At 41.5% G+C, this 13823-nt stretch carries 7 protein-coding genes and 1 tRNA gene; 4 read left to right on the plus strand and 4 right to left on the minus strand.

Annotated features, from left to right (window positions below; genetic code table 11):
• Positions 1–70 precede the first annotated feature (70 nt).
• Entirely contained in the window at positions 71–2200 is a 2130-nt protein-coding gene (gene glgX, locus D0T18_RS04920; RefSeq protein ID WP_012914065.1) for a glycogen debranching protein GlgX, read from the plus strand.
• Between the two features lie 106 nt (positions 2201–2306).
• Here glgX and D0T18_RS04925 read toward each other — a convergent pair whose 3' ends face one another.
• The gene (locus D0T18_RS04925) at positions 2307–3410 is read right to left on the minus strand and encodes an ABC transporter permease (RefSeq protein WP_116440592.1); all 1104 of its coding nucleotides are present in this window, start codon (positions 3408–3410) and stop codon (positions 2307–2309) included.
• 184 nt (positions 3411–3594) lie between these two features.
• Between D0T18_RS04925 and D0T18_RS04930 the strand changes: the two genes are divergently transcribed.
• Together D0T18_RS04930 and aroA are read left to right on the plus strand one after the other, a co-directional pair.
• Positions 3595–3668, plus strand: a tRNA-Pro gene (locus D0T18_RS04930).
• A gap of 82 nt (positions 3669–3750) precedes the next feature.
• Complete coding sequence (gene aroA, locus D0T18_RS04935) at positions 3751–5112, plus strand: 3-phosphoshikimate 1-carboxyvinyltransferase (RefSeq protein WP_033888764.1); 1362 nt, start codon at positions 3751–3753, stop codon at positions 5110–5112.
• An 80-nt stretch (positions 5113–5192) separates the two neighbouring features.
• Here aroA and D0T18_RS04940 read toward each other — a convergent pair whose 3' ends face one another.
• The 3 genes from D0T18_RS04940 to D0T18_RS04950 all read right to left on the minus strand — a co-directional run bounded on the left by D0T18_RS04940 (position 5193) and on the right by D0T18_RS04950 (position 11020).
• Positions 5193–6422 carry an acetate/propionate family kinase gene (locus D0T18_RS04940; protein ID WP_162861144.1) on the minus strand — a complete coding sequence of 410 codons (1230 nt, stop codon included), beginning with the start codon at positions 6420–6422 and terminating at the stop codon, positions 5193–5195.
• Positions 6423–6572: 150 nt separating this feature from the next.
• On the minus strand, positions 6573–8279 hold the full coding sequence (pta, locus tag D0T18_RS04945) for a phosphate acetyltransferase (protein WP_116440594.1): 1707 nt from the start codon (positions 8277–8279) through the stop codon (positions 6573–6575).
• A gap of 263 nt (positions 8280–8542) precedes the next feature.
• Positions 8543–11020 carry a phosphoketolase gene (locus D0T18_RS04950; protein ID WP_004111342.1) on the minus strand — a complete coding sequence of 826 codons (2478 nt, stop codon included), beginning with the start codon at positions 11018–11020 and terminating at the stop codon, positions 8543–8545.
• Positions 11021–11422: 402 nt separating this feature from the next.
• On the opposite strand from D0T18_RS04950, the gene guaA reads away from it, so the two are divergent.
• Positions 11423–12985 carry a glutamine-hydrolyzing GMP synthase gene (gene guaA / locus D0T18_RS04955; protein ID WP_004111344.1) on the plus strand — a complete coding sequence of 521 codons (1563 nt, stop codon included), beginning with the start codon at positions 11423–11425 and terminating at the stop codon, positions 12983–12985.
• Positions 12986–13823: the final 838 nt, after the last annotated feature.

Here is a 13823-nt window from a genome sequence, read left to right on the forward strand (position 1 = left end):
AGATTCAATCTTTTTTTAAATAACGTCAACATGACGTGAAAACTACTCGAATATATGAGATACTTATATTATGCATATACGACCAGGTTCCATGTATCCGCTTGGCGCAAACTATGATGGCGCTGGCGTGAATTTTGCGCTGTTTTCCGAAGTTGCAAAGCGCGTTGAATTATGTTTATTCGATGAGCATGATAACGAAACACGTATTGATATGACTGAGCAGAACTCATACGTGTGGCATAACTATGTTTCAGGCATACAGCCTGGTCAGCGTTATGGTTATCGTGTTCACGGACCTTATGATCCTTCTCATGGTTTATGGTGTAATCCTCATAAGTTGTTGCTTGACCCATATGCCAAGGCGATTGAAGGAAATATAGACGGTGATGAGAGTCTTTTCTCGTATTGGTTTGATAATCCAGATGATATTTCAGCAATGAATACTTTAGATTCTGCGGATCATACGATGAAGGCTGCAGTTATTAATCCGTATTTTGATTGGGGTAATGATCAGCACCCTATGATTCCGTATCATGATTCCGTTATTTACGAAGCTCATGTTCGTGGAATGACTAATCTTGATAAACGTGTTCCTCCAGATATTAGAGGCACTTATGCTGGACTTGCACATCCAAGCGTTATTTCTTATTTAAGGAAGCTTGGTGTTACGGCAATAGAATTGATGCCTATTCATCAGTTTGTAAACGATTCTTTCTTGCAAAATAAAGGATTAAGTAACTACTGGGGATACAACACTATTGGTTTCTTCGCTCCTCAAAATTCTTACTCCAGTTCTGGTCAGCGCGGAGAGCAAGTTAACGAATTTAAATCAATGGTTAAGGCATATCATGCTGCAGGTATGGAAGTTATTCTAGACGTGGTTTACAATCACACTGCTGAAGGCAATGACCGTGGTCCTACTTTGAGTTTCCGTGGTATTGATAATCGCGCATATTATCGCCTTGTAGATAATGACCAGCGTCATTATTTTGATACTACCGGTACTGGTAATTCCTTACTTATGCGTTCTCCAAAAGCATTGCGGTTAATCACAGATAGTTTGCGTTATTGGGTAACTGAAATGCATGTTGATGGCTTCCGTTTCGATTTAGCAGCAACTCTTGCGCGTCAGTTCCAAGAAGTAGATAAACTTTCTGCATTCTTTGACATTATTGAGCAGGATCCTATTATTTCAAGTGTAAAACTTATCGCTGAGCCTTGGGATATTGGTGTTGGTGGATATCAAGTTGGTGGATTCCCTCCAAGTTGGTCCGAATGGAATGGAAGATATCGCGATTGTGTCCGCGACTTTTGGCGTTCACAACCATCTACATTACCTGAATTTGCCAGTAGACTTATGGGTAGCTCAGATTTATATGAGCAAAATGGACGAAAGCCTGTAGCTTCCGTGAACTTTATTACAGCTCACGATGGCTTCACTATGAACGATTTAGTTAGCTATAACGAAAAACATAATGAAGCTAATAAGGAAGGCAATTGCGATGGTGCGAACGACAATCGTTCGTGGAATTGCGGTGTTGAAGGACCTACTAATATTCACGATGTTAATGAATTGCGTGAACGTCAAATACGTAATTTGTTCTCAACTCTTTTGATGAGCCAGGGTATTCCTATGATATGCGCTGGTGATGAAGTCATGCGTACGCAGAAGGGCAATAACAATGCTTATTGTCAAGATAACGCTATTTCGTGGATAAGTTGGGATTATAACGAAACTCAACGAGATATGTTCGATTTCGTTTCCAAGCTTATTCACTTGCGATTAAAGCACCCTGTGTTGCATCGTCGTCGTTTCTTTACGGGTCGTTCTGCTGGAGATGATGTAAGCGATATTCCACAAGTTGAATGGCTTGATCATAACGGTACTGTTATGGATATGGAGGACTGGTCAAATACTCATGCTTTATCTGTGATGATTTATTTGAATGGTTCGGATATTCCAGAAACTGACTGGTATGGAACGAGAATGGTTGATAATGACTTTATTCTTATTTTTAATGCGCATTATGAACCTATTACTTTTACTTTGCCAGATAAACGTTATGGTGAGAAGTGGAAGTTGATTGTGGACACATATAATCCAAAGGGTCCAGAATTGTTATATGAGGCAGGATTTAATATTGTTGCACAATCTCGTAGTTTCTTGCTTCTTATGAGTGAGCATAAACCAGAACATTAAATATTATGCTTTATTTGTAAAGAATTTCGTGACTTGTAAAAACTAAAAGCAGCGCAGAAATTTAAGTTTCTACGCTGCTTTTGTTAGTTTAATTTATCTTTTGTTCTTATTCTATTTGTGCTTTTGAGCTTCTATTTAATACTAAAGCTTGATTTATTTTTGATTGAAGACGATCGCTTTGCATAGCCGCAACTTGTCGTGAAAATACAATAATCCATCCAAGAAATAGCAGACACGATAATGCTTCAACATTTGTAAGAGTATTATTTCCATGTATCCACTGATTTCCTGCCCACGCAGTAAGAATAACCGCTAAATCGGAAGCAATATAGAATGTGCGAGAAAGCTTAGGCGCAAGCCATGGAAGACATACAAGCATTGTGCAAATTAATCCTGTTACTCCTCGAGCACACAAATCATGTAAGAAAGGATGTGGTGTGTATCTAAAAGTTCCTATTCCAATAAACGATATTCCTCCAAGAATCAGCAAAGCTGCCATAACAGTTGTGCGCATCTTGAAGTGTTTAATTAGTTTTTGGCTATTGTGTTGCAGCATTTCATGCTGCGTTGCAACGAATTCAGTAATAGCAAAGTAGCTCGTTATGATAATGCAAATTCCTGACAAAACAAGTGTTGCATTAAACATACTAGCTGCAAATGTTGTGCGGTCTCCAAGTTGAGAGAAATTATTGTTATACCAGTACGGATCATCTGTCGTAAGACCTGCAGTTGCAGCTCCAGAAATAACGAATAATGGCAGGAGAGAAGCCACTGTTTTAGCTTCGAGAAGTTCAGCTTGAATAAGAGTTGCGTATCCAACAATTCCAGATAATGCTGAGCATAATACTGGTAAATAATTGTTCATTGCTGCTCTGCCAATAATACTATTAATAATAGATAGCAAAGCAAAAGACATAAGAAACATTGTCGCGCCGTAAATCGTAGAAAGTGCTGTTATTTCAAACGCATGCTTAGCTACTCGAATTAAGTGATGGCTGATAACTTTTTTATTTGTACGCAAGTATCCAACAATAAAAGCGCCTACGCTGCACAAAGACACAATAGTTGAAGCTGTAAGGAATAGTCGCTGACTAATTTGCCAAAACGCTGGCATTGTTACCATATACATTCTCATAATAATCATTCCACAAGCTGCGCAAACTATGAATGATATTAAGCCCATTGCCTCTGTTCGCTGGAAGCGTCCCATACTTAGCCCCTTTTTCTTCAAACTAATTCTATTGTATCGTTTGGTAGCTAGTAATGAGTTTTGCTAGTTGAATTTTGTAATGAAGAAAAAATTTTCATAATACGTGTGTCGTAATTTGCATTTGTCTGCAAAGTGCGCTATTGTAATTGATTGTGCTTGGAACTGGTAATCAGTTCAAAAGTCTCGGGGTGTAGCGCAGTTTGGTAGCGCGCCTGCTTTGGGAGCAGGATGTCGCAGGTTCGAATCCTGTCACCCCGACTTTTTATATCTAATGAAATATGCGTATTTTTGCTTTTTTATTCTTATTTAGCAGTACATGTTAATCGATAGTATTCATAGTATGAGTGATATTAACGATATTGCAGATTGCACTACTCCTTGGAAAGCACCGTATGCTAATCATCAATTAAAAGCTTATATTGAGGTTCCTGGCAGTAAATCTTTGTCGAATCGTTATTTAATTTTGGCAGCTTTGGGCACAAAATCAGTAGTTTTACAAGGATTATTGCGCTCGCGCGACACGGATCTTATGATTAACGCTTTATCTACATTTGGCGTTAGATGTGAGTCATTAAATGAAGATGGAACTAAGCTTCGTGTAATTCCTCCAGAAGACGGAGTTTTTAGAGTTCCAGATAATGCTGAAGTGTATTGCGGTTTAGCTGGAACTGTAATGCGTTTCGTTGCAGCTTTAGCTTTATTTGCAAATAAAGCTGTGCGATTTGATGGCGATAAGCAAGCTTATGCTCGTCCTATGAAGCCAGTTCTTGACGGTTTAGAGCAGCTTGGTGCTCGCGTAAAATATCACGAAGAAGAGGGTTTTTTACCTTTTACTATTACGCCACCTTCAGTCGAATTTAAAATAAATAATTTTTCTGAAAAAATCGTGCAAATTGATTCTTCTTCATCATCACAATTTATTTCTGCGCTGCTTCTGATTGGTTCACGTATTCCTGGTGGATTAGAGCTTAAACATATTGGTGACACATTGCCAAGTATGCCACATATTCGCATGACTATGGACGATATTTGCAAAGCGGGTGGGTCTGTAAATATGACTAGCAACGCAATGTGGCATGTTAAAGAGAGTAAAATAAATCTAGCTAACGTTGTTACTATAGAGCCTGATCTTTCTAATGCTGCGCCATTTTTAGGAGCATCATTGATTGCTGGAGGAAGTGTCAGTATACCTAATTGGCCGTTTTCTTCAACTCAACCTGGAGGATTGCTTCCTGGAATATTAGAAAAAATGTGTGCAAAAGTTAATTTTGAAAAAACAGGTGATGATGCTGGAATAATGCATGTGGAAAGCGATAGTGCGATTAAAGCAATTCCATATCTTGATTTGAGTGCAGCAGGGGAGATTGCTCCTAGTATTGCAGCTATTCTTGCTTTTGCGGACGGTCCAAGTGAACTTCATGGTATCGCGCATTTGAGAGGGCATGAAACGAATCGTTTGCAAGCGTTAGTTAATGAATTGAATCGAGTTGGGATTGGCGCTAAAGAGCTCGAAGATGGAATTCGTATTGAGCCAAGTAACCATATGCATGGGGAAGTAATGGAAACTTATGCGGATCACAGAATGGCAACTTTTGCTGCAATGCTTGGATTGCGCATAGAAAATATAAGAATCAAAAATATTTCTACTACTCGCAAAACGATTCCTGATTTTCCAGGCATGTGGCATAAAATGCTTGAATAACAAATAATCCCGAGCCTTTTTGACCCGGGATTATTTATATCTATTTATTTGTTTGTTCTACGCAGTTAAGCGCAAACAATTTAGTGCTTGAACTTGTTGCCGTAGCTATCTTCGCCAGCTTCAGCAATAGCTGCAGCCTTGCGTGCGATAGCCAACTCTTCGTTCGTTGGAATTACAGCAATAATCACAGAGCTGTCTGGAGTGGAAATAACGCGTGGCTCCTTAGAGCGAACCAAGTTCTTTTCCTTATCGAGCTTAACGCCGAATGGCTCAAGCTTTTCGCATACGCGAGCGCGCACGATTTCGTCGTTTTCGCCGACACCAGCTGTGAAGGTAATGACGTCAACGCCGCCCATTTGAGCAGTGTAGTTGCCAATGTATCCAACAATGCGGTGCACGTATACGCCGAGAGCGAGCTTAGCGTTTTCATCGCCTTCTGCGATGAGCTTGTGAATATCACGCAAATCGCCATGACCAGTCATACCCATCATGCCTGAACGCTTGTTGAAGAGAGTATCAAGTTCGTCCACGTTCATGTGAGCGTTGCGAATAAGGTGGAACACTACAGCTGGGTCAATATCGCCAGTGCGACCGCCCATCATTAAGCCTTCGAGTGGGGTTAAGCCCATAGAAGTTTCAACTGGCTTACCAGAAATCTGAGCAGAAGCAGAAGCACCGTTACCAATGTGCAAAACAATCTGCTTCAAACCTTCTGCAGGCTTACCGACAACGCTTGGAACAACAGAGCCAATGTATTCGTGAGAAGTGCCGTGAGCACCATAACGACGAATATGATAGCGATCTGCGATTTCCTTGTTCAAAGCATAAGTTGCTGCAACCTGTGGCAAAGCATGGAAGAATGAAGAATCGAATACCATAATTTGTGGAACATCTGGCAAAAGTTCAGTCATGACTTCAGCGCCAACAGCTTCTGGGCCGTTGTGAAGTGGAGCCAAAACTGCCAAATCCTTAACCTTATTGATTGTCTTTTCATTGACTAATGCAGGCTTAGGGAATGTTAAGCCACCCTGAACAACGCGGTGACCGACAGCAACAATGCCAGACTCTGAAAGCTTTGGACCATATTCTTCGAAGAATCCAAGTACGCGCTTCAAGCCCTGCTCGTGGTCGTGAACTGGCTCATTGAACTCATGCTTTTCGCCATTGAATACGTGCTTGTAGTGACCGTCAACTGGCTCGCCAATCTTCTCAACGATGCCGGAAGCGATACCTTCACCGCTTTCCAAGTCAACGAGTTGATACTTAATCGAACTGGAACCAGAATTGATAACAAGAACGGTTTTTGCCATGTGGGCATCCTCCATAAGTATTGATAAGGCTTATAAATTGCCACGCTCTAGTTTAGCGTTAAGTTCCTACAAACTTAAAGATATTGAGTGCAATGTAATATCTAAAGATAATGTATACACTGTGGTGCTGTTTTAGGAGCTTTATTATGTTTATTCTGATTGTGCTTCTAACGCGGTTAAAGCAACGGTATTAATAATATCTTGTACTAAAGCTCCTCTAGACAAATCATTTACAGGCTTATTTAATCCTTGCAAAATTGGACCAACAGCCAGTGCTCCGCTAGAGCGTTGCACGGCTTTATAAGCGATATTTCCTGCGCATAAATCAGGGAATACAAATACATTCACATGACCAGCAATACTATTATTTTTTGCTTTTGCTGCAGCAACTGTAGGAGACCATGCTGCATCAAACTGTATAGATCCAACAATTGCTAAATCAGGTGCCTTTTCTTTCGCAATGCGTGTTGCTTCTTCTACAGTATCAACATCTGGTCCTTTGCCGGAACCAAGCGTTGAGTAGGATAGCATTCCAACTTTAGGGTTGAGCCCGAAAGTCTCAGCAGTGTGTGCAGACTGAATAGCAATATCAGCAAGCTGTTCTGCACTAGGATTTGGGTTGATTGCACAATCTGCAAATACAGATACGTGATCTTTGAAGCACATAAGGAATGCTCCAGAAACCAGCTTAGAACCAGGCTTAGTTTTGATAACTTGAAGAGCAGGACGTACAGTGTTAGCGGTTGAATTAACTGAACCAGAAACAAGACCGTCTGCTTGACCTAGTACTACTAGCATGGTGCCGAAGTAGCTTGCATCTGTTAATTGTTCACGCGCTTGCTTTTCTGTCATTCCTTTCTTTGCTCTTAATTCGCAAAGTTTTGTAATCATATGGCTTAGCATTGCTTCATCGTGCATAGATTGGAAACTAGCTTTGCAAAGAGAATTGAGGTTTAGTTCTTCTGCTCGAGCAAGAATAGATTCGCGTTCTCCAATGATAATTAGATTTACAATATCACGTTCTAGCAAATAGTTTGCTGCTTTAAGAATGCGATCTTCTTCTCCTTCTGGAAGAACTATAGTTTTCTTATTTTCTTTTGCTTTTCCTAATAAACTGTATTGGAAAGCATAAGGTGTAGTTGGAGCTTTAAATGGTTGGTGGAGAGCATTAAGAACATCATTTTCTCGAACGCAATTTACGAATGTTTCTAATGAAGAATTTTTAGTTTCTTCATCTATTGGTGGCAAAACCCATAATGGAGTTTGGCTTACTCGGGATGCTTCGTCGTCTGAGTTTGCATAATTCCTAGAGCTATAGTCACGCATCAACTCAGCTCCAAGTTCTGGATCGCAGTTTGTAACAAATACTCCTAAAACCTGTGTGCATGATTTAAGAACGCAAGCATTAGCAGAATCTATAGTTTGTAAAATTTGTTGTGAGTTTCTGCCTTGAGCTGAAACTGTGAGAAAAACAGGTGATGCCAAGTCAGCTGCAACAGTTGCGTCGAAAGAAAACAGTTCTGGATCATATGCTGGGTTTGCGTCACTAGAAACAATAATAGAAGCTTGAGCAGAAGTGGATTGCAATAATTCGTTATAGCGTGCAACGATATCTCCGCGCACTGTATCTTTATTTGTTCTAACTATTTCTGGAGTTGTTGCAATAACTTGCTCTAATTTCGTTGAAGTATTTGCGATACCCAAAAGTTGTTTAGTAAAAGTGTCATTTGGTTGAGCGCATGGACGAAAAACAGTAGTGCTGTAGTTATTAGACAGAATATGTGTTATTCCGAATGCAACAGCATTTCTGCCGTACATATCTTCGTTGCCGATAATTGTTACATTAATATGCGACACGATGCGTTCTCCTTTGATACTTCGTGTTACTGCTAGGTTTATATTGTTAATGTAAGTTTTGCATTTTGCAATATAAACAAACTTTTTCTATTGTACGGCTTATCTATGTTGTACACGCACAAAATAGTAATTATAAATGTAATTTATTTTGCGTATAACTAGTTTTATTGCATTGTTTGTTTTAATACACAAAACGGGAGCCAATCTTTCGATTGACTCCCGAAATGTTTTAGCTAACCAGTTTTAACTTTATCAGCTTAAAACTACTCGTTATCGCCTGCGGTTGCAGCGGTAGCGGTGACAGCGCCTGGCTTGTCGGTCTTAACGCCTGGCCATACCCAATCGGTGTAGTCTGGGTGATCAAGACCCTTGTCGACTGCATACTGGAAGGCTTCGAGGCGGAAGTCCTCGAGCTTCTTGATTTCGTCGGCATACTTAGCGGCGTCAACCATGCGCAATGCTTCAGCGGTAAGCTCGTAACGATCCATGTCGTTCACACGAACCATATCGTATGGCGTTGTGGTGGAGCCCTGCTCCTTGTAGCCATGAACGTTGAAGTTATCGTGGTTTGGACGATCATAAATCAAGCCGCGAACGTCATGTGCATAGGAGTGATAAGCGAAGAGGACTGGCTTGTCAGCAGTGAAGAGCTCAGTGAACTCTTCGTCAGTCAAAGCTTCGTTGTTTTCCTTAGCGGACTGCAACTTGAGCAAGTCAACAACGTTAACAACCTTGAACTTAACGCCAAGCTTGTTCAACTTGTCGGCAGCTGCCATCAATTCCTGCTGTGGAACATCGCCAACACCAGCGAGAACAACCTGAACTTCGTCATTGTTCTTAGCGTTGGAAGCCCACTTCCACTCAGCAGCACCCTTCTCGAGCTCTTCGCGAGCTTCGTCGAGAGTCAACCAAGTAGCAGCTGGCTGCTTACCAGCGAAGATAGCATTAATCATGTTGGTGGACTTGTAAGCCTTTTCAGCAACAGCAAGCAACATGTTGGAATCTACTGGGAAGTAAATGCCGATTACGTGATCGTTGTTGAAGGTCTTGTTCAAGAGCACGGAGGTTACGCCTGGATCCTGGTGCGAGAAGCCGTTGTGATCCTGACGCCATACGTGAGAGGACACCAACAAGTTCACAGAGGAGATTGGCTTACGCCATGGGATCTCACGAACGGTAGCCTCAAGCCACTTTGCGTGCTGGTTCAACATGGAGTCGATAACGTGTACGAAGGACTCGTAAGAGCTCCAGATGCCGTGACGACCGGTGAGCAAGTAACCCTCGAGGAAGCCTTCCATCTGATGCTCGGAAAGCTGCTCGGTAACCTGACCGGTAACAGCCATGTGCTCATCAACTAAGCCGGAGAGATAGCCAGCATCCCACTGCTTATTGGTTACTTCGTAAGCAGCCTGCAAACGGTTGGAAGCAGTCTCATCTGGTCCGAAGATACGGAAGGAATCTGGGTTGTTCTTGATGATGTCACGAGTGTAAACACCAAGACGACGGGTAGCTTCGAGCTGACCCCAGCCGTGACCGAATTCCTTAACTTCCTTGACTTCGTAATCTTCAAGCTTTGGAAGCTTCAAGTCTTCACGAATACGACCACCATTGGCGTTTGGATTTTCGCCAATACGGAGTTCGCCCTTTGGCATGAAGGAAAGAACGTCTTCCTTAACAGCACCCTTTTCATCGAAGAGCTCTTCAGGCTTGTAGGACTTCATCCAGTTCTTCAAAACCTCGAAGTGAGCTTCGGTATCGCGAGCAGATGCCAGTGGCACCTGGTGTGCACGCCAAGAACCTTCGGTCTTCTTGCCATCGATGAACTTCGGGCAGGTCCAACCCTTTGGAGTGCGGAAGATAATCATTGGGTAGTAAGGACGAGTTACATCGTTAGTTTGAGCCTCAGCCTTAATATCGCAAATTTCATCGAAGATAGTTTCGAACATGTCAGCGAAGCGACGGTGGATGGACATATGATCCTCATCGTCGAAGCCAGCAACGAACTCGTATGGTTCGTAACCCATGCCATGGAAGAACTCATGAAGCTCTTCATCGGAAATACGGGAAAGAATTGTTGGGTTAGCAATCTTATAGCCATTCAAGTGCAAGATTGGAAGCACGATACCATCGGTACGTGGGTTCACAAGCTTGTTGGACTGCCAACCGGTAGCCAAAGGACCGGTCTCAGCTTCACCATCGCCAACGATTGCTGGAACGAACAAGCTTGGGTTGTTCATAACAGCGCCGTAAGCGTGGGAGAGTGCATAACCAAGCTCGCCACCTTCGTGGATGGAGCCTGGGGTTTCAGGAGCGAAGTGAGAAGGAATACCGCCTGGGTAAGAGAACTGGCGGAAGAACTTCTGCAAACCAGCTTCGTCCTTTGTAATCTTTGGATAGTACTCAGTGTAAGTACCGTCGAGGTAGGACTGAGCAGTACCAGCTGGGCCGCCGTGGCCTGGACCCATGATAATCACGGTATTCTGCTGGTGGTCAGCAATGAAACGGTTGATGTGGCCAATAAGGAAGTTAAGACCTGGAGTGGTGCCCCAGTGGCCCACCAGACGATGCTTAACATCTTCGCGAGTGAACGGCTCCTTCATTAGAGGGTTGCTGCGAAGATAAATTTGGCCAATTGCAAGATAGTTGGCAACGCGCCAGTACTTGTCTACGCCTTCGATAGCTGCCTCGGAAACTGGAGCGTTGAGCTTCTTCCAAGGTGTGCCAATAACAGGACTCGTCATGTGTACTCCTGTACTCAAGCACTTTTCAGTGCAATTTGATCATTACCATTTGGTTATAGAGACTGGAAAACAAATGTATTACAGCTCTTTTTCCATCCGTTTCAGTATAGTGCCAGCGTCTGACTTTTGTTCGTTTGGTTACTTCTTCGTGCATTTGTGTTGAAAAAATGTGTGATTATGTGCGTAAAAAATGAGCCATTTGTATAGATTATGTTATATTTAATGTTCATTTTATACTTTATAGTTAAGCGTTTCGCACAAAAATCTGTCAACGTTATTTTGCAGTGTTAGACTGTACGTGTAACTTTTGTGTTTAATTTTCGGCGTTTTGTAATTACGTAACGTCGCAAAGTTTCACTATTATAAGTTGAATCGTATTAGAACTTATATATAAGGAGAATCATGGCAAAAGGACCAGTGCTTGTCGTTGATTTTGGCGCTCAATACGCTCAGCTTATTGCTCGTCGAGTGCGCGAAGCAAATGTGTATTCAGAACTTGTTCCTCACTCTATGCCAGTTGACGAAATGCTTGCTAAGGATCCTCAAGCTATTATTCTTTCAGGTGGTCCTGCTTCTGTTTATGAACCAGGTGCTCCTGACATTGATCCAAAGATTTTTGAAGCAGGTGTACCGGTTCTTGGTATTTGCTATGGCTTCCAGGTAATGGCTCATGAGCTTGGTGGCGATGTCGATAAAGCTGCACTTGGTGAGTATGGCAAGACTGCTGCAACTATTGATGATTCTGAAGGTTTACTTTCCGGATCTCCATCTGCGCAGAATACTTGGATGAGTCACGGTGTTGCTGTTAAGCGTGCTCCAGAAGGTTTTACGGTCTTGGCTCACACAGAAGGTGCTCCAGTTGCAGCAATGCAAGACGAAAGTCGCAAACTTTACGGTGTGCAATGGCATCCAGAAGTTAAACACACTCCATTGGGTCAGGAACTTATATCTACATTCTTACATAAGTGTGCAGGACTGAATAATAATTGGAATCCTTCTAACATTATTGAGGATCAAGTTGCTAAGATTCGCGCAGAAGTTGGGAATGCACAAGTTATTTGTGGTCTTTCTGGTGGCGTAGATTCTGCTGTTGCTGCAGCATTGGTGCATAAAGCAATTGGCAATCAGCTTACTTGCGTTTTTGTTGACCACGGTTTGCTTCGTAAAGGCGAAGTTGAGCAGGTTAAGCATGATTTTGTTGAAGCAACAGGCATTAAACTTATTGCAGTTGATGCAGAAGATGACTTTTTGAACGCACTTAAAGGCGTGAGTGAGCCGGAGCGCAAGCGCAAGATTATTGGCGAAAAGTTTATACGCACTTTTGAAAAAGCTCAGCGTCAAGTTATTGAAGAAGCTGGTAAAACTGGAGCTGAAGTTAAGTTCCTTGTGCAAGGCACACTTTACCCGGATGTAGTTGAGTCCGGTGGTGGTGATGGTGCTGCAAATATCAAATCTCATCACAATGTTGGAGGTTTGCCAAAAGATTTGAAGTTTAAGCTTATTGAACCTTTGCGTACTTTGTTTAAGGATGAAGTTCGTGCTATTGGAACTGAGCTTGGACTTCCAGATGAAATTGTTTGGCGTCAGCCATTCCCGGGTCCTGGTTTAGGTATTCGTATTGTGGGTGAGATTACACGCGAACGCTTAGCTGTTCTTCGTGAAGCAGATGCTATTGCGCGCGAAGAGCTCTCTAAAGCTGGATTGGATCGCGATATTTGGCAATGCCCAGTTGTTTTGCTTGCTGATGTTCATTCTGTTGGTGTTCAGGGTGATGAGCGCACATATGGTTCTCCAATTGTTTTGCGTCCTGTGAGCTCTGAGGATGCCATGACAGCTGATTGGTCTCGTGTGCCTTACGATGTATTGGCAAATATTTCTACTCGAATCACGAATGAATGTCGTCAAATTAATCGTGTAGTGCTTGATGTAACTTCTAAGCCGCCTGCCACGATTGAGTGGGAGTGACCGTCAAAGTAAATATGTAATCTGTAACGATTATTTAAGTCTTCTTAAATTAAGATTATATAAATTAATTTGTTTATAACTGAAATAGATCGTCAATGACTTTCAAAAGTAGCATGCTTAATTTTAGAAGTTTTATTTTATGAGTCGCGTTTACTATTACCAGAGTGTTTTTAAAATGACGTGGATATGTGTGCCCCTTTCCTATAAATGTTTAGAAAAGGGGCACATGTAGTATCAGAGTGAGTTGCAGAAAGTATATCTGTTAATGATTTTGTATCGTAACTTTTTCATTTCTTATTTGATGTATCATGATTATAATTAGTTTTGTATTGGTAAAGATCTTGGATAATACGTATCAATTAATAGATATTTATCTATAATCTATAGATTGAATTATTGTTTATATTTGTTGTTTAAATATTATGATTCTTTGTTTGCTGTTTTGCAAAAGTAATATGAAAAGTTTTTTTATACTCTTATAAATGGGAGTTTTCAATAAAAGTTGTCTTTTGTCTGGTCCTCATCGAATTTTTTTTTCGCCTATAATCCGAGTTGTGTGCACGGCTCATTAATAGTTGGTGTTTTACTCTAGAGGTTTTTATTTTGCAAAGACATAGGCTATGACAAACTTAGCTATTCCTGTATTGTTTGAAGAGGATCCCTAACGTTGTTGAGTGGTGAAGTTATTTGTAGATATGTTTTAAAAGCTATCATTTTAGTATGAGGAATGTTTATGATGCTGTGTATTCAATAGCTTAGGTGAGTTGCATGTATCAAAAACTAACATGAAGATATATATCTTATGCATAGAACTACATGTACCCTATAGTGGACAAAA

This window comes from Gardnerella swidsinskii (genome assembly GCF_003397705.1).
In the GTDB taxonomy this organism is placed as follows: domain Bacteria; phylum Actinomycetota; class Actinomycetes; order Actinomycetales; family Bifidobacteriaceae; genus Bifidobacterium; species Bifidobacterium swidsinskii.

Excerpts from the sequence above, each read along its gene's own strand:
- glgX (WP_012914065.1), top strand. The coding sequence starts at position 71 with ATGCATATACGACCAGGTTCCATGTATCCGCTTGGCGCAAACTATGAT.
- D0T18_RS04925 (WP_116440592.1), bottom strand. The coding sequence starts at position 3,410 with ATGGGACGCTTCCAGCGAACAGAGGCAATGGGCTTAATATCATTCATA.
- aroA (WP_033888764.1), top strand. The coding sequence starts at position 3,751 with ATGAGTGATATTAACGATATTGCAGATTGCACTACTCCTTGGAAAGCA.
- D0T18_RS04940 (WP_162861144.1), bottom strand. The coding sequence starts at position 6,422 with ATGGCAAAAACCGTTCTTGTTATCAATTCTGGTTCCAGTTCGATTAAG.
- D0T18_RS04950 (WP_004111342.1), bottom strand. The coding sequence starts at position 11,020 with ATGACGAGTCCTGTTATTGGCACACCTTGGAAGAAGCTCAACGCTCCA.
- guaA (WP_004111344.1), top strand. The coding sequence starts at position 11,423 with ATGGCAAAAGGACCAGTGCTTGTCGTTGATTTTGGCGCTCAATACGCT.